The sequence below is a fragment of the Streptomyces sp. NPDC058375 genome (genome assembly GCF_042723425.1).
Classification (GTDB): domain Bacteria; phylum Actinomycetota; class Actinomycetes; order Streptomycetales; family Streptomycetaceae; genus Streptomyces; species Streptomyces durocortorensis.
This window is the reverse complement of record NZ_JBHXJG010000114.1, coordinates 1-22,833: the sequence shown is the minus strand read 5'-3', so window position 1 is coordinate 22,833 and position 22,833 is coordinate 1. Positions and strand designations below refer to the sequence as shown.

The 22,833-nt window shown below is 70.0% G+C and carries 17 protein-coding genes and 5 pseudogenes; 8 read left to right on the top strand and 14 right to left on the bottom strand.

The features are described from left to right. On the bottom strand, window positions 1-2,077 hold a 2,077-nt coding region (locus ACFWM7_RS19555; RefSeq protein ID WP_383262353.1), incomplete at its 3' end, for a nitrate- and nitrite sensing domain-containing protein. 645 nt (window positions 2,078-2,722) lie between these two features. Here ACFWM7_RS19555 and ACFWM7_RS19550 point away from each other — a divergent pair. From ACFWM7_RS19550 to ACFWM7_RS19535, 4 genes and pseudogenes are all read left to right on the top strand, one after another. Then, window positions 2,723-3,364: a hypothetical protein gene (locus tag ACFWM7_RS19550; RefSeq protein ID WP_383262352.1), complete on the top strand. Its 642-nt coding sequence runs from the start codon at window positions 2,723-2,725 to the stop codon at window positions 3,362-3,364. Between the two features lie 195 nt (window positions 3,365-3,559). Beyond that, window positions 3,560-4,060, top strand: coding sequence for a metallophosphoesterase family protein (locus ACFWM7_RS19545; protein WP_383262354.1), 501 nt, complete (start codon window positions 3,560-3,562; stop codon window positions 4,058-4,060). 9 nt (window positions 4,061-4,069) lie between these two features. Further along, a pseudogene (locus ACFWM7_RS19540) lies at window positions 4,070-4,462 on the top strand (IS3 family transposase); the annotation flags it as partial. 20 nt (window positions 4,463-4,482) lie between these two features. Then, a complete protein-coding gene (locus ACFWM7_RS19535; RefSeq protein WP_383262350.1) occupies window positions 4,483-4,806 on the top strand; it encodes a hypothetical protein in 324 nt (107 codons plus the stop codon). Window position 4,807: 1 nt separating this feature from the next. Here ACFWM7_RS19535 and ACFWM7_RS19530 read toward each other — a convergent pair. The 10 genes and pseudogenes from ACFWM7_RS19530 to ACFWM7_RS19485 form a co-directional block, all read right to left on the bottom strand. Next, a pseudogene (locus ACFWM7_RS19530) lies at window positions 4,808-5,062 on the bottom strand (IS630 family transposase); the annotation flags it as partial. 342 nt (window positions 5,063-5,404) lie between these two features. Then, window positions 5,405-7,975, bottom strand: a complete 2,571-nt coding sequence (locus ACFWM7_RS19525; RefSeq protein WP_383262348.1) for an ABC transporter permease — start codon at window positions 7,973-7,975, stop codon at window positions 5,405-5,407. Continuing rightward, complete coding sequence (locus tag ACFWM7_RS19520) at window positions 7,975-8,781, bottom strand: ABC transporter ATP-binding protein (protein ID WP_383262347.1); 807 nt, start codon at window positions 8,779-8,781, stop codon at window positions 7,975-7,977. Before ACFWM7_RS19520 ends, ACFWM7_RS19525 begins: the two co-directional genes overlap by 1 nt. A 491-nt stretch (window positions 8,782-9,272) precedes the next feature. Further along, complete coding sequence (locus ACFWM7_RS19515) at window positions 9,273-9,407, bottom strand: hypothetical protein (protein ID WP_383262345.1); 135 nt, start codon at window positions 9,405-9,407, stop codon at window positions 9,273-9,275. Further along, the gene (eboE, locus tag ACFWM7_RS19510) at window positions 9,404-10,585 is read right to left on the bottom strand and encodes a metabolite traffic protein EboE (protein ID WP_383262343.1); all 1,182 of its coding nucleotides are present in this window, start codon (window positions 10,583-10,585) and stop codon (window positions 9,404-9,406) included. Before eboE ends, ACFWM7_RS19515 begins: the two co-directional genes overlap by 4 nt. Before the next feature lie 12 nt (window positions 10,586-10,597). Continuing rightward, complete coding sequence (locus ACFWM7_RS19505) at window positions 10,598-11,446, bottom strand: TatD family hydrolase (protein ID WP_383262341.1); 849 nt, start codon at window positions 11,444-11,446, stop codon at window positions 10,598-10,600. 188 nt (window positions 11,447-11,634) lie between these two features. Beyond that, a pseudogene (locus ACFWM7_RS19500) lies at window positions 11,635-12,069 on the bottom strand (2,3-diaminopropionate biosynthesis protein SbnB); the annotation flags it as partial. A gap of 74 nt (window positions 12,070-12,143) precedes the next feature. Beyond that, window positions 12,144-15,134 carry a BTAD domain-containing putative transcriptional regulator gene (locus ACFWM7_RS19495; RefSeq protein ID WP_383262339.1) on the bottom strand — a complete coding sequence of 997 codons (2,991 nt, stop codon included), beginning with the start codon at window positions 15,132-15,134 and terminating at the stop codon, window positions 12,144-12,146. Between the two features lie 154 nt (window positions 15,135-15,288). Continuing rightward, window positions 15,289-15,779: pseudogene (locus ACFWM7_RS19490) on the bottom strand (ISAzo13 family transposase); the annotation flags it as partial. Window positions 15,780-15,978: 199 nt separating this feature from the next. Further along, the gene (locus ACFWM7_RS19485) at window positions 15,979-16,887 is read right to left on the bottom strand and encodes a LysR family transcriptional regulator (protein WP_383262336.1); all 909 of its coding nucleotides are present in this window, start codon (window positions 16,885-16,887) and stop codon (window positions 15,979-15,981) included. Between the two features lie 199 nt (window positions 16,888-17,086). Here ACFWM7_RS19485 and ACFWM7_RS19480 point away from each other — a divergent pair, with 199 nt between their 5' ends. Together ACFWM7_RS19480 and ACFWM7_RS19475 are read left to right on the top strand one after the other, a co-directional pair. Then, window positions 17,087-17,935, top strand: coding sequence for an NmrA family transcriptional regulator (locus ACFWM7_RS19480; RefSeq protein WP_383262333.1), 849 nt, complete (start codon window positions 17,087-17,089; stop codon window positions 17,933-17,935). Beyond that, complete coding sequence (locus ACFWM7_RS19475) at window positions 17,932-18,537, top strand: DUF1772 domain-containing protein (protein WP_383262331.1); 606 nt, start codon at window positions 17,932-17,934, stop codon at window positions 18,535-18,537. The genes ACFWM7_RS19480 and ACFWM7_RS19475 overlap by 4 nt, the downstream gene beginning before the upstream one ends. Window positions 18,538-19,011: 474 nt before the next feature. Here ACFWM7_RS19475 and ACFWM7_RS19470 read toward each other — a convergent pair whose 3' ends face one another. The 3 genes and pseudogenes from ACFWM7_RS19470 to ACFWM7_RS19460 form a co-directional block, all read right to left on the bottom strand. Further along, the gene (locus tag ACFWM7_RS19470) at window positions 19,012-20,541 is read right to left on the bottom strand and encodes a UDP-N-acetylglucosamine 1-carboxyvinyltransferase (RefSeq protein WP_205083765.1); all 1,530 of its coding nucleotides are present in this window, start codon (window positions 20,539-20,541) and stop codon (window positions 19,012-19,014) included. A 171-nt stretch (window positions 20,542-20,712) separates the two neighbouring features. Next, a pseudogene (locus tag ACFWM7_RS19465) lies at window positions 20,713-21,371 on the bottom strand (TMEM175 family protein). A gap of 39 nt (window positions 21,372-21,410) precedes the next feature. Beyond that, window positions 21,411-21,863 carry a RidA family protein gene (locus ACFWM7_RS19460; protein ID WP_383262326.1) on the bottom strand — a complete coding sequence of 151 codons (453 nt, stop codon included), beginning with the start codon at window positions 21,861-21,863 and terminating at the stop codon, window positions 21,411-21,413. A gap of 211 nt (window positions 21,864-22,074) precedes the next feature. Between ACFWM7_RS19460 and ACFWM7_RS19455 the strand changes: the two genes are divergently transcribed. Both ACFWM7_RS19455 and ACFWM7_RS19450 read left to right on the top strand, forming a co-directional pair. Beyond that, complete coding sequence (locus ACFWM7_RS19455; protein WP_383262324.1) at window positions 22,075-22,509, top strand: VOC family protein; 435 nt, start codon at window positions 22,075-22,077, stop codon at window positions 22,507-22,509. Between the two features lie 34 nt (window positions 22,510-22,543). Beyond that, on the top strand, window positions 22,544-22,833 hold a 290-nt coding region (locus tag ACFWM7_RS19450), incomplete at its 3' end, for a phosphotransferase (RefSeq protein WP_383262322.1).

Genomic DNA, 22,833 nt, shown 5'->3' with positions numbered 1-22,833 from the left:
CGCCCGTACCGGCGCTCGCGCCCAGGCCCGCGCCGATCGGGGTGCCGGCCGGGGTGCCGTGGCGGTCGGGCCACGCCTCCGCTCGGGCCGGCTGCCGGCGGCCCTGCGGCCCCGGCGGTGTGATCGGCCGGGACGCCTCGTAGCCGACATCGTTGCCGGGCTCGCGCTGCGGCGCCCCCCGGTCTTCCGCGAAGCCCAGGGCCAGCACCTTCGCGGGCAGTGTGACCTCGGCGATCGTGCCGGGTCCTGACGAGTCGCGCAGTTCGACGACGATGCCGTGGCGCGCGGCGAGCCGGGCCACCACATGCAGCCCCATGGACCGTACGTCGCCGATGCCCGCCTGCGGTTCGAGCAGCGCGGCGTTGTGGACCGCGCGGCGCTCCGCCGTCATGCCGACGCCCTCGTCGACGATCTGCACGACGGCCCGGTCCCACAGCCGCCACACGGCGACCCCGACCTGCTTGTCCGGGGGTGAGTACCGGGTGGCGTTGTCGAGGAGCTCCGCCAGGATGTGCGCCACGTCGTGGACGGCGCGGGCGGTGATGCCGATCCCCGACTCGATCACGCCGAGGGAGACGCGGTCGAACCGCTCGATCTGCTGCGCGGCGGCCACGATGACGGTGGAGCACCCGACATCGGCCGCGCGCACCCGGGCGTTTCCGTAACCGCCGAGCACCAGAAGGTTGTTGGTGTTGCGCTCCATACGGACGGCGAGATGGTCGAGAGCGAAGAGGGCCTTCATCCGTACGGGGTCGGCCTCGTCGCGCTGCACGGTGTCCAGCTCGGACACCATGACTGCGGTCAACCGGGCTCCCCGACGTGCGACACCGACCAGAGTCTCGGCCAACTGTTCGTGCACATGGGCCTGTTGCGCGGCCAGGCGGACGGCCTCGTGGTGGACGGCGTTGAACGCCTCACCGACCTCGCCGATCTCGTCCTCGCCCGTGGTCCGGACCGGGTCGCCGGTGCGCCGGGCCACTTCCTCGGGCGTCGCGCCGCGCAGCGCGCCGGGCTGGGACAGCTCGGTCATCACGGCGGGCAGCCCGGAGTGGGCGACCTCGTGCGCGGCGTTGCGCAGCTCGCGCAGCCGCCGGATCATGACGCGGCCCAGGCGAATCGCGACCACGACGACGCCGACGAGGGTCAGCACCACCAGTGCGACCTCCGCGCCGGCCGTCCAGATGAGGGTGGTGCGTACGTCGGCGACCTGGGCGAGAACGGCCGCGTCGACCCGCTTCTCCACCGAACGCAGCAGCTCCTGGCGGTCGTTGGCCGCCTTCTGCCAGGTTTGCGGCGTGACCGTGATGTCCCTGCCGGCGCCCGTGCGCCCGATCTCGTCCTCAAGGCGCCGGGCCTCCAGGGCCTTCGCCCCGGAGAGGGTGCGCTCCAGCCAGGTCCGCCAGGCGCCCGGGCCGAGGTCGAACATGGCGCCGATCGACTCGGTGTAGCCCAACCGGCCGGCGTCGAAGGTGCGCTGCGAGGCAGTGGTGAACCCGCCGGCGGCCTGCGCTCTGGCCACTGTGACCTGCTGCTGGGCCGTGTGCTCGGCGGCCTCGGACAGGGCGGCCGCGGCACGGATCCGGTCCGCGATGTCGGCGTCCACACCGTCCGCCTGCGCGATGCCGTCCCGGTAGCTGATGAGGTCCGCGATCACGATCCGGTAGCCGAAGGCGAGGGCGGAGACGGTACTGCTTCCCGAGCGCACCTGGGCGCGGAGCCCGGGCATTTCCTCGGCGAACCGCTCGATACGGTCCAGCGCGCCCTTGGCGCTGCCGGGTACGGCGGAGAGTCTCCCGGCCCGGCTGCGGAATCCGGCGATGCTCCGGTCGGTCTCCTCCGCACGTAGCCGGAACGCCTCCGTGCTTCCCTGCTCGGAGACCAGGGCGGTGGCCGCCGCCCGCTCACGTTGTAACCGGTAGGTCAACTCACTTGCGTCCTCGGCGACTTCGACCATGGTGGTGAGCCGGTCGGCCTGGAGCGCCTGGTTGGTCGCGGGGGCGAGAGCCAGGACCGAGAAGGCGACGGCCACGGTGAGCGGTGCGCTGACGAGGAGTACGAGGCGACGATTGATTTTCACTGCGCGGCTCCGTCGCCGGAACCGGGCTCGAGTATCGGTGACACGCGGATACCTGTTAACGGGTTGTGGGGGGTGCCGGTGGGGGGGTGTCGATGATGGCGTGCTGGTGGGGGATGTGGTGTTGGTGGGGCTGAAGTGGCCCCGGGGGCGCGCGGCATGATCCTATGCCGTAGGGCGTGGTTCCCGGCGGGTAAACCCTCAAAAAATACATACCAACCGCACAGAGGCAGGTCTGTTTCACTCATAAGTGAGCAGAAAACAAAGCGCTTTGAGCCTCGGTGTCCGGTGCGGTACCCGCGATGACGTGCACACCTGTGCTCAATCGGCGCGGGGCCGACGGCGAGGGAGGGCCACCCCGTCGCGGGGCGCCCTGCCCGGCACTGGACTGCGTGAATGGCGTGCGCCACATGGACGCCTGGCCGCCCACGCGCGCAACCCGCCGACCAACGGCGAAAGCAGGCAGACCCGTTCCGGAACTGACCGGGATGGCCTGCGGGGGAGCCAGGAGGGGAGCCGGGATCGATGACCGCTCCAGCGGAAACAGGTCTTGGCATGCGGCGCTCCTCGGTCCCCAGCCCGTCCTGAGTGAGTGAGTCGGTTGGCGGCGGGGTAGTCACGGCACGGAGCGCGGCGTTTACTCGGACCATGACCTCCTCCAGGCGCAGGAACCATCCCTGGGACGACGTTCCGGCGCAGCGAATCAGTGCGTGCATTCTTGACGAGGTGCTCTGGCGGCAGGAAGCAGGACTCCTGACTTTCAAGCAGAGCTTTCACGTCGCCAGGATCGCGGAACTCGTCCTGGAGCCCCCGCCGCGCAAGGGCCGGGGCCCGACCGGTCGTCCGGTGCCCTCGATCCGGCCCGAGACGTACCGCTCGCTGCGCAAGGTGCTCGACATCGTGATCGCCGGCGAGTACGGCACGAGTCTGCGGCAGGCGGACGCCGAGCCGGACCGGGACCGGTGCCGCACCTACCGCAGAGAGTGGCTGCGGTACGAGGAGGCTTACCGGCAGCGCGAGAAGGAACTCGACGAAGACCTGCAGCGCCGACAGCGCGCACAGCAGGACGCTGCCGCGCTGCTCGCGGAGGCAGGTATGACGGGCGACGCGCATGCCACGGAGATCGCCGTTTTGCTCCTCATGCGTGGCAAGCCGATCGGAGTGGAGGAACTCCGCCGCGCAGTCGCGGCGTTCGAAGAAGCCTACGAACGCCGTCGGCGCCGCCACCTGATGGCCGAGACGACAACTGCGCCCGATGCGATGTCCGTCATCTTTTCTCTCTTCGGCTAGGTTTTGTCGGGCTGTTGGTCCGTGGTGGAGGATTGACGGGCCACGGGGTCACGGGCCGGCAGATATCGCGGCGTGTCGGAGGAGGGTGTGGCGCAGGGCGGCTCGGCCGTCGAAGGGACGCGAGTCGCAGGACGTACCAGGAAGGAAGGCGGGCGGATGGACGACGACATGACCGGGGTGGCCACAGACCTCCCCGTGCGGTTGCTGCTCGTCTCGGACACCCATGTGCCTTTGCGTGCCAAGCGGCTCCCCGACGAACTGCTGCGCGAGGCGGGCCGGGCGGACGTCGTCGTCCATGCCGGGGACTGGGTCGACGTGGCCGCCCTCGACCTGCTGGAGGAACGGGCGCGACGACTGGTCGGGGTGTACGGCAACAACGACGGTCCGCAGTTGCGGGCCCGGCTGCCGGAGGTGGCCCGCGTCCGGCTGGGGGGTCTGCGGTTCGGTGTCGTCCACGAGACGGGGGCGGCCCGCGGGCGGGAGGCGCGCTGCGCCGCGCTGTACCCGGATCTCGATGTCCTGGTCTTCGGCCACAGCCACATTCCCTGGGACACCGAGGCGCCGGGTGGGCTGCGTTTGCTGAACCCGGGCTCCCCTACGGACCGCAGACGGCAGCCGTACTGCACGTACATGACGTGCACGGTGGCGGACGGAGTGCTCGGCGAGGTCGTGCTGCACCGCCTGCCCAGGCGTTGACCGCTCCGCGTGAAGCGGCTCTGCAGCATCCTCGGCCTCAGCCGCTCGAGCTTCTCCTACTGGCGCCGGACCGCCGCGGACCGGGCCGCCCGGCAGGCGGCCGACGCGAAGCTCGCCACCCGGATACTCGCCACCCGGATAAGGGCGGTGCACCAGGAATCGGACGGTACTTACGGAGCCCCAAGAATCACCGCCGAGCTCCGCGAGACGAACGGTGAGGCGGTCGACCACCAGCGTGTCGCCCGGATCATGCGGGTGTCCGGGATCGAAGGGGTCCGGTTGCGTCGCCGGCACCGTACCACCGTCCCCGACCCGGCCGCGGCCAAGGCGCCGGACCTGATCGGCCGCGACGTCACCGCCCAGGCCCCGAACACGAAGTATGTCGGCGACATCACCTACCTGGGCCCGAGTAGTCTCGGCTCGTGGAAGATTGCGAGCAATACGTGAGGTATGAGCAGGACCGGGCTGTGCTAGCGGCGGTCGGAGCTCACCTCGATCCCCAGATCAGTCGGCTCAAGGTGCGGTTGCCCCGGTCCGTGGCTGAGTCGGCGGTTGCTGCCTGGGATCGCGAGGAACTGGGCGAGGTCGGTGAGGAGAGCCGAGAAGAGTACGAACTGCGAGACGATGCTGCCGAGCTGGCCTTAATCGGCCTGGCGATCTCCTCGCGCGGCGTGTGGGACGCCGAGGAGGTCGTCGTCGACCTGGATGTGGTTCAGATCGCGACAGCGCTGCGGGCCGCGCGGTAGATCAGGCTGCGGCAGCCAGAGGGCGGCCGCCCCAGCGGATACTCCTCTCGCTGCGATGCGAGCGCGCACCTTCCGTTGGGCGGCGAGCACTCGAGGGTGGCGTGCGTACATGTTGCGCCCAGCGCAGGTAGGCGTGCAGGGCCCGGGTCTGGACGGCATGATTGCCGTGGTTCGAGTTCGCGAAGGTGATGCCGCAGCCGCCCGAAGTGGGCTTGGCCGCGATCGGGTTCGCCCAGGACGCGTAGGTCGGCGTGAAGAGGGACCATGTCGGCGCCGGCGCTGCGCGACGGCGACCTCACGGTCGTCGACAACCGCCTCGCGGGGCACGGCCGTACGTCTTCGTCCCGGCCTACGACGGTGTGGCCCGCTGGCAGCACCGGGTGTACGCGCGCCTGGACCATCGGCGCAGCCGGGCGGACCGCGCGGGCGACGGTGCGGTGCTCGGCTGAGGACAAGAGCAGCAGCATGAACAGGCCGTGGGGCCGGCTTCCCGCAGCGGGAGCCAGCCCGTCGGCGTGCGCGCTCGGCCTTTTGACGGTTCAACGCCTGTGGGGCGTACGGGAACTGTTTCCGTACGCCCCACTGATGCGTGCCGCGGCTACTGGCGTGAGCCGATCACATCCGCCGGACGGCCGCTGAGGGCGACATGGCCCGGGATGATCGTGGCCAGCAGCGCGAGGAGCCCGGCGAGGCCGATGACCGCCGCGTACACCAGCGGGTCGATCGAGGGGCCCGCACCGCCGGTCATGCCGACGCTGAAGGCGGTCAGGACGGCCAGCGCGATTCCGCTGCCCAACACCGTGGCGACCAGCACCACCAGGGCTGACTCGATCCGCAGCATCGACATCACCTGGCGGCGGGTCGTGCCGACGAGCCGCAGCAGGGCGAACTCACGGGTGCGGTCGGAGACCGACATCGCGAGGGTGTTGACCACGGCGATCGCGGTGAACGCGATGATCAGGCCCATCGAGAGGTAGTTGACCTCGGCGTTGGACTGCTGCACATCGGCCGCCAGGTCGTCGACCTGAGTGCGGTCGAGCACCGCGACGCCGGGGAATCCCTTGACCTTGGCTGACAGCTGTTCACGGCCCGCCTTGCCGTCATCGGCCGTGTTGACGAGCACCGAGGACGAGAGCGGGTTGTCGACGTGCTGCGAGACCAGGGTGTGTGACAGGGTCAAGTCGCCGTACCCCAGGCCGCGTTCATAGACCGCGGCAACCTTCAGGGTGACGACGGTGCCGTCGCCGAGGGTCAGCTTAAGTGCGTCGCCCGGTTTCTTGCCGACGCCGTCGGCGGCCACGTCGCTGAGGGCCACGCTTCTGTCGCCGAAGCCCGTGAGCGAACCCTGGGAAACGTCCGGATCCCAGTTGTTCGACAGGCCCTTCGGGGTGAGGCCCTGCGCCGGGTACTTCTCCAGGCCGATGCGGACTGTGGTCCGTACGGCCTCGGTGACATCGGTGACTCCGGGCACCTTGCGCAGCGCGGCGGCCGCTTCCGCCGGGACGCCTGGGCCGGACGAACCGACCACCCAGTCTGCCTTGTTGCCTTCCTTGGCCTGCGCCTGGGCCGCGTCGCCCATCGTCGTCTGGACGAAGAACACCGTGGACGCCATGCCGATGAGCAGGGTCAGCGGGGTGACCGCGGCGGCCATCCGCTTGGCATTGGCACGGGCGTTGGCCGCGGCAAGGTGGCCGCCGACACGCGAGAGACGCAGCGGAATACCGGCCAGCGCGACCGCGACCCGGGAGATGACCGGGCCTAGCAGGGCGACCGCGACGGACAGCACGACGACGCACAGGAAAGTGACGGGCGACGACGCCGGTTCCGTACGGAGCCAGCTCAGCACCACGACGAGCACGATGCCCGCCGCCAGGACGAACACGCCGGTGGCGATCCGGCCCGGGGCGAAGTGCCGCTGTTCCATGGCCGCTTCGGAGAGCGCCTCGGCGGGGCGGATCTTGACCGTGCGCCGCGCGGAGATCCGGGCGGCGGCCCAGGCGCCGAGCAGGGCAGCGCAAATGGCCGCGAAGAACGGGGCGACGCTGAAGGTCATCTCCAGGGTCTCGGGGATGGCCTCGATGTCGACGAACTTCCCGTACAGCCAGTAGGCGACGGGCACACCCGCGATCGCACCGAGCACACCTGCGGCCGCGCCGATGATCAATGCCTCTCGGCCGATCAGCTGGCGGATCTGCTTGGGGGTGGCGGCGATGGCGCGCAGCAGGGCGAGTTCGCGGTAGCGCTGCTGGATGGAGAGGGCGAACGTGCCGACGACGACGAGGATCGCGACGAGCAGGGACGCGCCGCCCATGGCGCCGCCCATGGAGACCATTTTGATCCGGGCCTTGCCCGCGTCCAGGAACTCGACCGGGCCGCGGTCGCCGCCGGTGGCGACCTTGTACCGCTTGCCGTCGTCGTTGGCGAGGGCCTTGCTCACCTGTACGGCGAGTGCACCGGCGGAGACACCGTCCTTGGGCAGCACGCCGATCGCGGAGACCAGGCCCTCGCGGCCGGATAGCTTCTCGGCTTCCTCGTCGGCGAAGAACAGGGACGTCTGCTGCCTCAGGTCGCCGTCCGCGGGCGCGGCGATACCGCTGACCTTGTACGTGGCGGGGGAGCGGGTCGCCTGGACGGTGACCTCATCCCCGGGCCTCAGCCCGGTGCGGCCCGCGAGTTCGCGGTCCACGACGACCTCGGCGGCGCTCTTGGGGGCTTTGCCTTCGATGAGCTTGAACGGGGTCAGTTCGGCGGAGGACCAGCCGTGCCCCCAGGACTGCTTGCCGTCAACGCCAGGCAGGATCTGGCCCTTGGGGCTGACCGCGTACGCCGGGAAGGAGGTCTCGCTGACGACCTTCCGTACGCCGGGAAGGCCGGAGAGCTTGTCGCTGGTCCCGGCCGGCAGCCACACCCGCTCGGCGAGCGGCTTGGCCTTGTGCTTGGTCTTGGTCTTGCCCTTCTTGTGCTTGACGGTGGTCTGGTGGACGTTCTGGTCGGCACCGACGATCACCGGGGCTGCGGAGTAGCGCTCGGTGTTGATCGTGCCGCGCAGGCCCGTCTCCAGGAGGATGCCGCAGGCGGTGACCAGCGCCGCGGCGCAAAACAGGGCGAGGAAAGCGCCGATGAAACCGCCCTTCCTTGCCTTGAGGGTCTGCAGTGCGTAGCGCAGCATCAGGCCCACGCTCCCAGGTGCGTCATGCGCTCGGCGACGCGGTCGGCGGTCGGGGCGTCCATCTGCCCGGCGAGCTTGCCGTCGGCGAGGAAGAGGACGGTGTCGGCGTAGGAAGCGGCGACCGGGTCGTGGGTGACCATGACGACGGTCTGGCCGGTCTCGTTCACGCAGGACCGCAGCAGGGAGAGGATCTCCTTGGCCGTGACGGTGTCCAGGGCGCCGGTCGGCTCGTCGCCGAAGATGACGTCGGGGCGGGGGATCAAGGCGCGGGCAATGGCGACGCGCTGCTGCTGGCCGCCGGAGAGTTCGGCGGGGCGGCTTCCCGCGCGGCCGTCGAGGCCGACGCGAGTGAGGACCTCATCGAGCCAGGCGTTGTCGAGCTTCGCACCTCCCAGGCGGACCGGGAGTTCCACGTTCTGGCGTACCGAGAGCGAGGGGATCAGGTTGAACGCCTGGAATACGAAGCCGATGCGCTTGCGGCGCAGCTTCGTCAGCTCGGTCTCGCTCAGATCGTTGAGCTGGGTGTCACCGATGTAAGAGGAGCCGGTGGACGGCTTGTCGAGGCCGGCCGCGCAGTGCAGGAAGGTGGACTTGCCGGAGCCGGACGGACCCATCACCGCGGTGAACGAACCTCGCTCGATGCATACCGAGACCCCGTCGAGGGCGCGCACGCCGCGGCCGTTCTTGCCGTACACCTTCGTGACATCGGCCAGGCGCAGGGCTTGGCCCCGTACGCCGTCCGAGCTGTGGCCGGCGTCGCTCCCGCTGATCTGCTGCTGGGAACGACGGCTCATCTCGGTCATCATCTGCGACCAGTCCTCTCCATAGTGCGGTTTCAGGGGGTAAAGGCATCGAGACGTGCCTGCCCTGCGGGTCTATATCCGATTTATTACGTTCTGGTGCGGTTCCGGTTCCAGTCGCCGGCCCGAACCGCGAGCACCCCGATCCCCGCGCTGCGGGACAGGCTGACAGCGAGCGGCAGAGGAGGCCTGACCACAGCCGGCGGGCCGTGGTCGGGGTCGCCGCAGGCGGGGCAGATGCGCCGACCGAGCCGACGTTCTGCAGATCGACCCCGAGCAGCCCGGTGAGCGCGCGCCGCGCGCCCGCGCGGGGCGTGGTGAACGCCGCCGCGTCCGCCTCGGCGCGGAAGCGCTGCGCACGGCCGTGCTCCACATCGTCGGGCACGGCGTAGTCCGCCGGTTCGGCGCGGTCGCCGAGCGGTCACCACCACACGTGGTTCTCGCTCAGCTCCCGTAGGCGTGTGACCGCCTCCAGCCACGGTTCAGATACGTACACCTCACGGATCGCGGTGCCCTGTCGAGGTGTCATCCGCCCTCCTCCCACTCGCCCTGACGTTGGGCATCTCACCGAGACGCGAGGTGAAGCCGACGGCGCACACCACGGCGACCTGCTTGCCCGGTCTGCCGGTCATGAAGGCTTCTCCTTACGCTCGCGCAAGCCGAGACGGGTCAGTTCGCCCTGGGTCCATTCGAGTTCGGCGGCGATGCCCGCCACGATCGCGGCGGGGCCGTGGGGGCGCAGCCCGACGGGCAGCACGTCCCACGTGTACGTCTCGACCTCGAGGTGGTCGGTGAGGGCCTGCTCTCCGCCGAAGGCGACGCGCAATGCCTCCTGGAGGACGTCTCCGGTGTTGTGCAGCGGCGGCTCGGGCTGGTCGTGCAGGGGCACGTGGTGCTGAATCCGCCAGGGTGCCTCGCCCGGCAGGGCGCCTGCGAGCGCGGGTGCGAGGTCGTCGGCGCCACGCAGGGTGCCGTCGGTGGACAGCTCGCGCGCCTGATGCAGGAACCGGGGCTCGGCGAACGGCAGCAGAGCCTCGCGCACTTCGGGGTCGGTGGGCTCGTCGGCGACCAGCGCGGACGACGCCTGGAGCTTGACGACGGGCACCCCGGCTGCGAGGAGCGCGTCGACGGCGGTCTGCGGGTCCTCGTGCTGGACTGCGAGGTGACAGGCGTCCAGGCAGAGGCCGATCCAGTCGTGGTCGGCGCTGGCGAGCGCGTCGATGGCCTGGGCGGTGGTCTCGGCGACACAGCCGGGCTCCGGTTCGAGACCGACCCTGATGACGCGCCCGGTGTCTGCCTCGATCTGCTTGAGGCCCGCCGCAAGGTCGTCGAGCTGGCGGGCGGCGGACGAGCGCTGCACTCCGGTCCAAGCGGTGCGCCAGGCGAGCGGGAGCGTGGATATGGAGCCGCGGGCGGCGTCGTCGGGCAGTAGCCCTGCGAGCAGCCGGGCCAGGTTGAGCGTGTACGTGAGGCGTGAGGGCTCGGACCAGTCGGGGTAGTAGACGCCGCGTTTGACGACGGGCGCGTGGAAACCCCGGTAGGAGGAACCGTTGAAGGTGACCGTCTCCAGGCCGCGGGCCCTCATGTCGCCGCGCAGGGCAGCGACGGCCGCGGGGTCGGCCGCGAGGTGGTGGGCCACGTCGGCGGGGATCCAGAGGCCGAGGCCGACCAGGTCGGAGCTGAGGTGCTGGCGTACTCGTTCGGAGAACTCGGCGAGCTGGGCCCTAATGCCGTCGAGGGTCTCGGCCGGGTGCACATTGGTGCAGTAGGCGACATGGACCCTGGTCGAGTCGGAGTGGTATAGACGCATGATCTATCGCCCTCAGCCACTGCCGCGGGCGATCGGATTACCGCCGTACAGCCCCGCGGCCTGCACATCGTTATAGTCGTCCAGGTCGAGCCTGCCCGACTGCCGATCGAAGGTGGGCGGGTTGCGCCACATCACCCGGTCAAGATCATCCTCGTCGAAACCGGCTGAGGGCATTGTTTCGGCCGTGATACGAGTGAGCAACGGGGCACTGTGTCCCCAGTCCGCCGTCGAGTTGACCAGCATTCGCTCGGTTCCGTAACGCTGGAGTATGGAGACCATCCGCTCCGGGGTCATCTTCCTGTCGGGGTAGATGAAGAAGCCCATCCAGCAGCTGGAGTCGACGACAGTGACCTCGTTGAGGTGGTCCAGGACGACGAAGCCGGGGGCGATGCCCGACTCGGCGATTACGGCGAGCGACCGTTCGGTGCCGCCCCCTTTTTCGCGGTGCGGTGTGTGGACGAGAGCGGACAACCCGAATTCCACGGCGAGGGCGAGCTGTGCGGCAAAGGCTTGGTTCTCGGCCTCGGTCATGGTGTCGTAACCGACCTCCCCAACCGCCACGACACCGTCCTTAACCAAGTAGCGCGGCAGGAGGTCCAGGACCGGGGTGCAGCGCGGGTCGTTGGTCTCCTTGGGGTTGAGGCCGAGCGCGCAGTGGTACTTGATGCCGAACTGGGCTGACCGGTAGGACTCCCAGCCGAGCAGCCCGTCGAAGTAGTCAGCGAAGCTGGCCGGGAGGGTCCTGGGCCGGCCAAGCCAGAAGGCGGGCTCGACCAGGGCCTGGACGCCCGCGTCGTACATCGCCCGGTAGTCGTCGGTGGTGCGTGAGGTCATATGAATGTGCGGATCAAAAATGCGCATGGCCAGTCTCCGGGAGGGGTGGGTACTCAGGCTTGGCGGGCTCAGCCTTCGTGAGTGGCGGCCAGCCAAAGATCGGCCGGCACCGGGCTGCCCGCTGCTCGGCGCTCGGTGGCGAACCCGCGGTCATGCGGGCGAGTTCGGCATCGCGGCGCTACCGCAGGGCCTGACGCCCTCGCCAGCGAGATTCCGCCGATGCGTCGTGGCCTGCCACGCCCCTCGGTCAGCTTGTCCGCGGCGAGCGCGGCCGATGCGGCCGTGCGTGCGGCGCTGATGATGGAGCTCTCCAGACCGGCCAGCGGGTCGGTGCCATGGCCGTTGAGGACGAGCACGGTGGACGCCCGGAGGATCCTGGCGGCCACGTTCTCGGGGAAGCTGGAGATCCACTTGATGCCGTCGACCGCCGATTCGCCGCCGATGGAGGCGGCCAGGGCGATGATGCGCGAGGTGGGCCGGTCGGGGAAACGCAGGAAGTAGGAGGGCGGGTCGACCGTGTCCCCCACGCCGTGTACACAGTAGGCAGACTCGATCAACTGCACCACGTCCTGGTGCCCGCCGTCGAGGACCCGGTGTACTCGCGCGCCGGGGGTCACGGCGAACGAGGGCACTTCGGGGGCAGGCGGCATCACAGGCTCCAGAGTTCGGCAGCTGGTTCTGTGATGAAACTAGGCACTCGCCTTATCGGTAGGTTATCGCTGCCCTACTCGGCGAGATCGCCGTCCGCCCCGAAGGTCTTCAGCTCGCGTGCCACCTCCTCCTGCCAGCGGGTGGCCTCTAGCCGGGCGAACAGCTCCTCGGCGGCCAGCAGCTGTGCGCGGGCCGCGTTGTCGCGCCCCTGTGCCCGCAGAAGGGCTCCCATCTTCAGCCGGATCAAGCCCCCGACCAGGGGACCCCCGAGCTCCTCTGCGACCTTGCGGCCCTGGACGAATATCTCTTCGGCCGACTCCAGCGCCCCGAGCTCCGCCCGGGCCTGCCCCAGACCGTACAGAACATAGGCAAGACCATGGGTATCGGCCTTGGCCCTGACCAGCGCTTGTGCCCGTAGGAACGTCTCCTCAGCGTCCTTCGGGCGCCCCGCCAGGAGCTGGGCGGAGCCCAGCCGGTACATGCTCTGGGAGAGATTGCGCGAGGAACCGGCCCCCATGGACTCCGCGACCCGCACCGCTGCCAGCGCATGCTCAAGGCCTGCTTCCGGCGAGCCCCGGTCGACGGCCAGCTGGGCCATGTTCTGCAGAACTGACGACTCCGATGAAAGGTCACCGGCCTCGCGGAAGATGGGAAGGGCCTCCGCCAGGCACGCCTCGGCTGTGTCGCGGTTGCCCTGGAGCCGATGGATGGTCGCCAGGTTGCGCAGGGCCCTGGCGAGCCCCGGACGATCGTCCACCAGCCTGAAGAGCTCCACTGCTTCTTCCGTGCGGTCCCTCGCGTCGTTCAGGCTGCCTCTGACGATCGCGGCTGCGCCCAGGTGGTGGAGCATGGCCGCCTGCCCGAGCACGTCGCCCGCGGAGCGGGCCGCCGCCAGCGCGTGCTCGGCGCAGCCCTGCCAGTTCTCGATGTAGCTGCGCGTCTCGAAGAGCACCGCGCAGCAGGACGTCAGGTTCCAGGCGAGATCGGCCAGTCCCATCCTGGCCGCCTGCTCGACCATCGCCACCAGGCAGAGCCGCTCGGCCTCCAGCCACGCCAGCGGTTCGACGAGCAGTTCCGCGATGAGCTCGGTGTCGACGGGGCGGAGCTCGACATCGCTGTGCACGAGGCTGAAATCCCCTCCGTACTCACGCCGGTGCGCCTGCCTCGCGATGGTCAGGGCGGTGCGGAACACCTGGCGGCAGGCCTCCCTCCGCACCTCCTCCGCGTCCTGGGCCCGGGCCAGCTCCGCCGCGTAGAGCCGTAGCAGTGTCTGGAACCGGTACCGCAGCCGCCCGGTACCGTCTATGCCGACGACCTCCAGGAACTGTGCGTCCACCAGGCCTTCGAGCAGCATCTCCGCATCCATCACGTCGATGTCGAGCAGAGCCGCTGCGACCCAGGGGGTGAAGTCGGGCTGGTCGAGCAGTCCCAGGTGGCGGTAGAGCCGCGCCATCTCGTCCGGCAGATACCGGTAGCTGAGCTCGAATCCGGCCCTGACCTGGGACTCCCCCTGGCTGAGCTCATCGAGCCTGCGGCGCTCGTCGCTCAGCCTGCCCACCATGTGCCGTACGGTCCAGTGTGGCTTGGACGCGAGCCGCGCGGCGACGATGCGCAGGGCGAGCGGCAGCCGGTCGCAGAGTTCGGCCAGCCGGACCACATCGGCGTAGGCGGCGGTCCGCTCCTCCCCTGCGATCTTGCCGACCAGCTCGACCGCCTCTTCGGTGGGCAGCACTCCCAGATGGACCCGGGCCTCCTGTGGCCAAGTCACCAGCTGCTCCAGCTGGTCCCGGCTGGTGACCAGCACACAGCTGCGCCCGCTGCCCGGAAGCAGCGGGCGCAGCTGCGCGAAGGTGCGCACATTGTCCAGCACGATCAGCGCCCGACGGCCCGTCAGAACGCTTCGGTAGAGGGCGATCCGCTCCTCCAGGACCTCGGGGATCCGGGAACCCTCCACGCCTAGGGAGCGCAGGAAGCGGCCGAGGACATCGCTGACGGAGACGGGCTCGTGCGCCCCCTCGTAGCCGCGCAGATCGGCGAAGAGCCGTCCGTCGGGAAACGCCTCGGAGGCGCGGTGCGCCCAGTGCAGGGCCAGACCCGACTTGCCGACTCCGGCGACGCCGGTGATCAGTCCGACGGTGGGCGTCTGCTGCCCGGCCCCGGCCCCGGCCATCAGCCCGTCCAGAGCGTTGAGTTCACCTCTGCGGCCGGTGAACCCCGGTATGTTCGGCGCCAGTTCGGAAGGCACCACGAGGATGTCTTCGGGTATCACGTCCACGACGGCCGCCACGGGGCCACTGTCGGGTGTGAGCGAGGGGTCATCGCGCAGGATCAGGTCGTGCAGTTCCTGGAGGTCGGGGCCTGGTTCCAGCCCGAGCTCCTCGATGAACTGCTCGCGTGCTTCGCGGTAGGACTCCATCGCCTCTGCCCGCCGGCCGGACCGGTACTGGGCGAGCATCAGATGGTGCCGGGTGCGCTCTCGCAACGGGTGTTCGCGTACGACACCGCCCAGTTCCGGTACGAGTTCGTAGTGCCGCCCAAGGGCCAGCTGGACGGCGGTGGCGTCGTCGTAGGCGTTGAGCCGGTGCTCGCCCAGCCGGTTCGCCTCCTCCTCGACCGTGATCCCCGAGACCCCGGCGAGTGCGGGCCCGCGCCAGAGGTCGAGGGCACGCCGGTAGTGGCGTGCGGAGTCGACGAGCCGCTGCTCCCTGGCGTCGAGTTGGGCCTGGGCCACGAGCTCGGCGAAATCCACCGAATCCACGTAGTGGGTCTCGGTGTTGAGGAGGTAGCCGGGATGGGAGGTGACAATGGTTTCGTCGGCGGCGCCCTCCGCCTTGAACGTCTTGCGGAGTGCGGCGATCACGATGGCGATCTGGGTACGCGCGGTGGCAGGAGGATTTCCGTTCCACACTTCATGGACCAGCGTGTCCACCGGCACGGTACGGCCAAGATTCAACAACAGCAGTGAGAGAGTCGTCCGTTGACGCGCTCCACCGATGGCGATCTTGCGATCCCCCGACGTGACGATCAGCGGGCCAAGAATATTGAAGCAGAGCCGTTCCCCCACCAGGCCTCCTGTTAGCGTCCCCCCGCCCCCGAGGAAGTCCCTCTTCACACTACCCGCCCAGGAGTTCTGATCGAGAGGGCTGGGCAGGGAGCGGGGATCGATGCGAGTACGCGTGCTGCCGGCATGTCAACCGAGCTGCGACGACCGAGTCTCAGTCGGCAGCGTCCTCGTTTGCACCTTCGAGGGTCTTGGCGTTGGCCTGGAGGCTGAATCTCTCCTCCCGCAGAAGGTCGGCGACGGTATCCGCCGAGACACGGGGCCCTGCCCGGTGAGCTTGTCGGTGAGTCTGCGGGTGGACTTGGTTGTCCAGCGCAGCGGCGACATCGGATCCCCGTGCATGTCGGGCTCGACCAGCGCCAACAGCGCGGGACGCAGTTCTGGATCCGCCTCGGCCGCCCGCTTGCGCCCGCCACCTGGGCGGCGGACCCGGCGCAGGGGTTCCGCCCCGGTCTCCAGCTCGTCCACGCCCTTGCGGACTGTGGTCTCGCTGACTTGGGCCGCCTGGGCGACCGCTCGGATCCCGCCGTGGCCCAGGATCCGGGCCTCAGCCCCCATCAGTAGACGGCGCTGTCTCTCGTCCAAGTGTGGGAACAACACCGCAAACGTCAGGCCGAGTTGGGCACGGACTTCGCCAGATATGCGCATACCACACCAACGAGCCGAACCACTGGAAGCAACACGTTGATTCTCTGCGAGCCCTAAAGCGTGTTGCAGAAGGCTGTGGCTGGGCAGGCGAAGCTGTCGGCCGGGGCCTTGTCACCGTCACCTGAACGCGCGGCGGGGCCGCCCGCCGGCCACCGGGAACGACCGGCACCCTCGGGACCGAGTGGCCCTGGGCCAGGGCTCACGAGGCCTGGAGCGGGTTCCCGTGAACCTCGACGAACGCGCTGGCGGCGAGGCAGAAGGCGCGGGTCCGGCTGGTCTCGGCGGCGGCCCGCCAGATCAGGCGCCATGCGTAGGGCAGGCCGTCGCTGAGGGGGACGTAGGCCACGTCGGGCCGCACGTCGTAGCGGGCCGCGTGGGAGGGCACGGGGAAGACGCCGCGGCCTGCGCCCACCAGGGCGAACATCTCCTGGACGGTTGCGAAGTCCGCACCGCGCTCGACGGGCCGGCCGGAGGGGGTGCGGCCGGGCACGGAGAGGGCGTCGATCTCGGCCGGGACGCCGCGCGGGCGCAGCACCTTGTCGCGGGCGAGGTCCTCCAGGCGGACGGAGGTCCGGCGGGCGAAGGGGTGCCGGGCGGAGACCGCGAGGACCGAGGGCTCACGGAAGAGCACCGGGCTCTCGAGGAGGTCGGGTTCGACGCCGGGTGCGGCGAGCAGCAGGACGTCGACCGTGTCGTCGTGCAGGAGCGCGGTGCCGTCGCTGTAGCGGCTCTCGATGAGCTCGACCCGGCAGGTTGGGTGGGTGGCCTGGAACGCCTCGGCGACCTGAAGGACGAACTGGGCGACCGCGGTGCCGAGGAAGCCGACGCGCAGTACGCCGTCGGATCCCGAGCCCGCAGCGACCGCCCGGGCGAAGCCGTCGAGGATCTGCTGGTGGGCGGGGCGTATATCGTTCTCGAGGCGCCGGCCGATGGGGGTCAGGGCCACCCGGCGGCTGGTGCGGTCGAACAGCGGGGCCCCGACAGCGCGCTCCAGCTTCTTGACCGCCTTGCTGACCATGGCGACGGAGACGTGCAGCCGCTCGGCGCTGCGGCCGAAGTGCAGTTCCTCGGCGAGGGTCAGGAAGATCTCGATGTCACGCCGTTCCATGACCACCTCGTCCGTCGGGCCGGTGTCCGCGTTCGGCTGTCCGCCCGGCGACCACCCGACCGGCCGCCGGGCCCGTTCGTGAACCTATAGGTCAACGATCTTTGCACACTTGCTCGTTGTTGTCGGCCCTCCGCCGCCCGACGATGGGGATGCGGCCGGACGACACGGCCGCCACCACCGAAATCGGAGGACAACCACCATGACCCGTGATGACCTGACCCTCGTCCTGGGCGGCACCGGCAAGACCGGCAGCCGTGTCACACGGCTGCTGACCGGACGCGGTCTGCCGGTACGGATCGGCTCCCGGTCGGGCGGCGTGCCGTTCGACTGGGCGGATCAGGCGACCTGGGCGCCCGCGCTGGCGGGGGTGAGTGCGGTGTACCTCTCGTACTACCCGGACCTGGCCGCTCCCGGAGCGCCGGAGGCGATCGGTGCCTTCGCCGAGACGGCCGTGGCATCGGGCGCACGGCGCCTGGTGCTGCTCTCCGGCCGCGGCGAGCCGGAGGCGGAGGACTGCGAGAAGGCCGTGGCCGCCTCGGGGGCGGACTGGACGGTGCTGCGGGCGAGTTGGTTCGCCCAGAACTTCAGCGAGGGCTACCTGCTGGAGCCCGTGCGGGCCGGCGAGGTGGCGCTGCCTGCCTCCGAGGTGGGCGAGCCCTTCGTGGACGTCGGCGACATCGCCGAGGTCGCAGTGGCCGTTCTCACCGGGCAGGGGCACACCGGCCGGACGTACGATGTCACCGGACCGCGCCTGCTCACCTTCGCCGAAGCGGTTTCCGCGATCGCCGACGCGACCGGCCGGACCCTCCCCTTCGTCTCCGTGCCGGCCGACGCCTACGCCGCCGCGCTGGCCGCCGAGGGTGTCCCGGACGAGGTCACGGGCCTGATCACCTACCTGTTCACCACGGTCCTCGACGGCCGGAACGCCTCGCTGGGTGACGGCGTCCAGCAGGTCCTCGGCCGCCCGGCCCGGGACTTCACCGCCTACGCCCGCGAGACCGCCGCCACCGGCGTCTGGACCGCCGCCACCTCCGGGAGCGCGGAGTGAGACACCTGCAGACGGCCACGCTACTGGCCGCCACCCTCTCCACCGGGTTGATGGCCGGCCTGTTCGCGGCCTTCGCGTACGCGGTCATGCCCGGCCTCGCCCGCTCCTCCGACCGGACGCTCGTCGATGCCATGCAGGGCATCAACAAGGCCATCCTCAACCCGGTGTTCATGCTTCCCTTCATAGGCGCGATCCCGTTCGTCGGCCTGGCCGCGGTCCTGGCCTGGCAGGGCCACAGCCGCCCGGCACTGCCGTGGCTGATCGCCGCGCTGGTCCTGTACCTGGTGGCCTTCGCGGTTACCAGCGGCGTCAACGTCCCCCTCAACGACCAGCTCGACCGGGCGGGCGAACCTGACCGGATCGCTCAACTGAGTTCGGTGAGAACCCAGTTCGAGGCCAGGTGGACCACCTGGAACGTCGTCCGCGCCCTCCTCCACACGGCGGCGTTCGCCTGCATCACCTGGGCGCTGATCGTCCACGGCGCACATCAGCCGCAGCATCGCCCGGGTGGCGACGCGGCCGACCACGCCCCCGCGGTGACGGCATACCCGGCCGGCAGCCCACACACCGCCGCTCCCTCGCGGGACGTCCGGCGCCGGTAGCTCCGCCGGCGGACATGGTGGGGATGTTGACCGTGTGCGCGCCTTCGCCGCCGTGTGCGTGACGGCGACGGAACGTGTTCCCGTCGCCTGAGCCGTCACAGGCGATTCAGTCAGAAGCTTCTTGAGGTCGGTGGCCAAGTCGGCGTCTTCTACAAGGGCCTTCGGTATCTGGGCGCGCAATGCGCCGAGGAAGTCCCCGTCGTCGAGGGCACTGGTCAGATCCTGGACGGCAACATCGATACGGGGCTGCACGTCCTCATTTCGTCGCAACCGTGCCAGCAACCGTTGTCCCAGGCGCACGGTCTCCATGGCCGCCGCGTCCTCGGCATGCACCAAGACGTTCGCTCCGTAGGCGGCGACGGCTGCCGTCACGCTGGGCATCACCATCGACAAGCGATGGATCCACGCATTCCTCCCCAATGGCATGCTGCGGTGTTGTGCCCCCTGGGCTCAAGGGGCACGACACCCCGCCCGTCAGATGTCCCGGAAGATCTCGATCTGCGCGCCCACCGAGTTGAGCCGCTCCGCCAGCTCCTCGTAACCCCGGTTGATCACATAGACGTTGCGGAGTACGGAGGTGCCCTCGGCCGCCATCATCGCCAGCAGCACCACCACGGCGGGCCGCAGGGCGGGCGGGCACATCATTTCGGCGGCGCGCCAGCGGGTGGGGCCTTCGACCAGGACCCGGTGGGGGTCGAGGAGTTGGAGGCGGCCGCCGAGGCGGTTGAGGTCGGTGAGGTAGATCGCGCGGTTGTCGTAGACCCAGTCGTGGATCAGGGTCTGGCCGTGCGCGGCGGCCGCGATCGCCGCGAAGAACGGGACGTTGTCGATGTTGAGGCCGGGGAACGGCATCGGGTGGATCTTGTCGATCGGGGCCTCCAGCTTGGAGGGCCGCACCGTCAGGTCCACCAGGCGGGTGCGGGCGTTGTCGGCCGCGTACTCCGGGGTGCGGTCGCAGTCGACGCCCATCTCCTCCAGGACCGCGAGCTCGATCTCCAGGAACTCGATCGGCACCCGGCGGATGGTGAGTTCGGACTCGGTCACCACCGCGGCGGCCAGCAGGCTCATCGCCTCGACCGGGTCCTCGGAGGGGGAGTAGTCCACGTCCACGTCGATCTGCGGGATCCCGTGGACGGTGAGCGTCGTCGTACCGACCCCGTCCACCCGTACGCCCAGGGCCTCCAGGAAGAAGCACAGGTCCTGGACCATGTAGTTGGACGAGGCGTTGCGGATGACCGTCGTCCCGTCGTGGCGGGCGGCGGCCAGCAGGGCGTTCTCGGTCACCGTGTCGCCGCGCTCGGTCAGCACGATGGGCCGGTCCGGTGCGACGGTGCGGTCGACCTGCGCGTGGTAGAGGCCCTCCGTGGCGGCGATCTCCAGCCCGAAGCGGCGCAGCGCGATCATGTGCGGCTCGATCGTGCGGGTGCCGAGGTCGCAGCCGCCCGCGTACGGCAGGGTGAACTGTTCCGTCCGGTGCAGCAGCGGACCCAGGAACATGATGATCGAGCGGGTCCGGCGCGCGGCGTCGGCGTCGATCGCCTCCAGGTCCAGCTGCGCGGGCGGCACGATCTCCAGGTCCACGCCGTCGTTGACCCAGCGGGTGCGCACCCCGATGGAGTTCAGCACCTCCAGGAGCCGGAACACCTCCTCGATTCTGGCCACCCGGCGCAGGACCGTACGCCCCTTGTTGAGGAGCGAGGCGCACAGCAGCGCGACGCAGGCGTTCTTGCTCGTCTTGACGTCGATGGCCCCGGAGAGCCGGCGGCCGCCGACGACCCGCAGATGCATGGGCCCGGCGTAGCCGAGCGACACGATCTCGCTGTCGAGGGCTTCACCGATGCGGGCGATCATCTCAAGGCTGATGTTCTGGTTGCCGCGCTCGATGCGGTTGACGGCGCTCTGGCTGGTGGCGAGCGCCTCGGCCAACTGCGTCTGTGTCCAGCCCCGGTGCTGACGGGCGTCACGGATGAGCTTGCCGATACGTACGAGGTAGTCGTCTGACATGGCGGCAGGCTATCTCAGATATGAGATGAGGACGCTGTGGGGATGTGCCGTTCGAGTGACGGGTGTGTACCGGCCTCGCGTGCGCCGGGTCTCCCCATCGTCACCCGCGCGGGAGCGGAGGGCGCGGTCGGTGCGTCCGTACGGGGACGGGCCCGGGCTCGCCCCCCATGCTCAGCTTGCCCGGCCGTGCCGACGGGCGGTGGCGCGCTTCCGGTGGGTGAGCTTGATGGGGACCAGGGCCAGCCAGCACCACATGGCCGCGACGGGAGAGACGAGGTAGGCGACCGGCACCGTCGCGCGAATAGCGCCGCGGTCGAGGCCAGGTCGGCAGTGACCGCCCGGCCCACGTCGCCGCGGGCGGCTTCCGTCGCGTGCTCCGTCGCCCTCCGGCCGGCCAGGAACATCGCCAGCTCCAGCAGGTTCGTGACGGCGACCATGCCCGCGTACACCGCCACGGCCAGCGGGCGCGTGGCGTACTCGGACAGCAGGGCGGTCGGGAACGGGACGAGGGCGATGGCGCCGAGCCACAGCAGCGCGAACCGCAGCGCCACCCCCTCGAAGCGCGGGACCAGCCGCACGATCAGCCGGTGGTCGCGCCAGAACCCGGCCAAAATCGTGAAGCTCAGGGCGTACGCGCCGAGGTCCGGCAGCGCCTGACGCACCGCATCGGTGAACGCGGCCTTGTCCAGGCCCGGTTCGACGTGGAGGTCGAGGACCAGCAGGGTCATCGCGATGGCGAAGATCCCGTCTGCCAGGGTCGTCAGACGGTCCGCGTTCTTCTCGTCGGCCTTCTTGTCGTCCTTCTCGGCGGTGGCTCGGGCGTCGCTCATCCGCCTCAGGGTGAGGGGGCGGGGGAGTTCACCCCGTCATTACGCCGACGGCGGGCAAGCCGGACCGTCCGGCTCCGCCTCGTCGAGTACGGCGGCCACGGCCTCGATCTCGACGAGCTGATCGGTGTAGCCGAGCACGGTGACGCCCATCAGGGTGCTGGGCGCGTCGTGGTCGCCGAAGGAGTCCCGGACCACCTTCCAGGCGGCCGCGAGATCCTCCTGCCGGGCCGATGCCACGAGGACCCGGGTGCTGATGACGTCCTCGACCGAAGCGCCCGCGTCGGCGAGCGCGGTCCGCAGGTTCTCCACGGCCTTCGCCGCCTGGCCGGCGTAGTCCCCCACCGCCACGGTGTCGCCGTGCTCGTCGAGCGGACACGCACCGGCGAGGAAGATCAGCCGCGCCCCGGCGGGGGCCGTGGCCGCATAGGCGTACTCGGCCACGTCAAAGAGGGTGCGGGAACGGATCAGTGAAACGGCGCCGGCGCGGGTCACGGTGGGAGCGTCTCCTGGGGATGGGATGGGATGAGATGGGATGCGGTGGAGGGGGGACGGGGTCGAAGCAAGGGCAGGGGGGCGGGGTTGGAGCTGGGGCGGCGGCGCGGTGCGTCTTCCCCGGGGCGAGACATCCTTCCAGCGCACTTCGCTTTCCGCTTCTCCTTTAAAATCGGATGCTCGGCGAACGTCCCGCCTCTACGGTGGCCCGATGACGTCGATCAGGCAGGTCCAGGTCACCTTCGACTGCGCGTCGCCCACGCGCGTGGCTCACTTCTGGTGCGAGGTGTTGGGGTACGTCGTACCGCCGCCGCCGGAAGGGTTTGCCAGTTGGGACGATTACGGTCTCTCCCTGCCGCCGGAGAAGCGGGACGCGGGGTTTGTCTGCCAGGACCCCACGGGGGTGGGTCCGCGGATGTACTTCCAGCGCGTTCCCGAGGCCAAGGTCGTCAAGAACCGGGTGCACCTCTGTGTACGGGTCGGCACCGGGCTCGTGGGGGACGAGCGCCTCGCCGCACTGGAGGCTGAGTGCGCGCGACTGCTGCCGCTCGGCGCGAAGCGCGTACGCCTGCTCCTCGCCGACGAGGAGAACGAGTCCTGCCTCGTGATGCAGGACATCGAGGGCAACGAGTTCTGTCTCGACTGACCGGCCGGAGGCCGCTTGGGTACCGTGGCTCGGCATGACCGACTCCGAGTTCGAGATCACGGCGGACCTGGTCCGCGACCTGCTCCGGGAGCAGCATCCGGACCTCGCGGGGCTGGCCGTCCGCGAGGTCGCGGGCGGTTGGGACAACCAGCAGTGGCGCCTCGGGGACGAGTTGGCCGTACGCATGCCGCGCACGGAACGCGCCCCGGAACTCCAGCGCAAGGAGTGCCGGTGGCTGCCCCTCCTGGCCCCTCGGCTGCCCCTCCCCGTCCCGCACCCGGTGCGGGACGGGGAACCGTCCGCGCGCTTCCCGAAGCGTTGGAC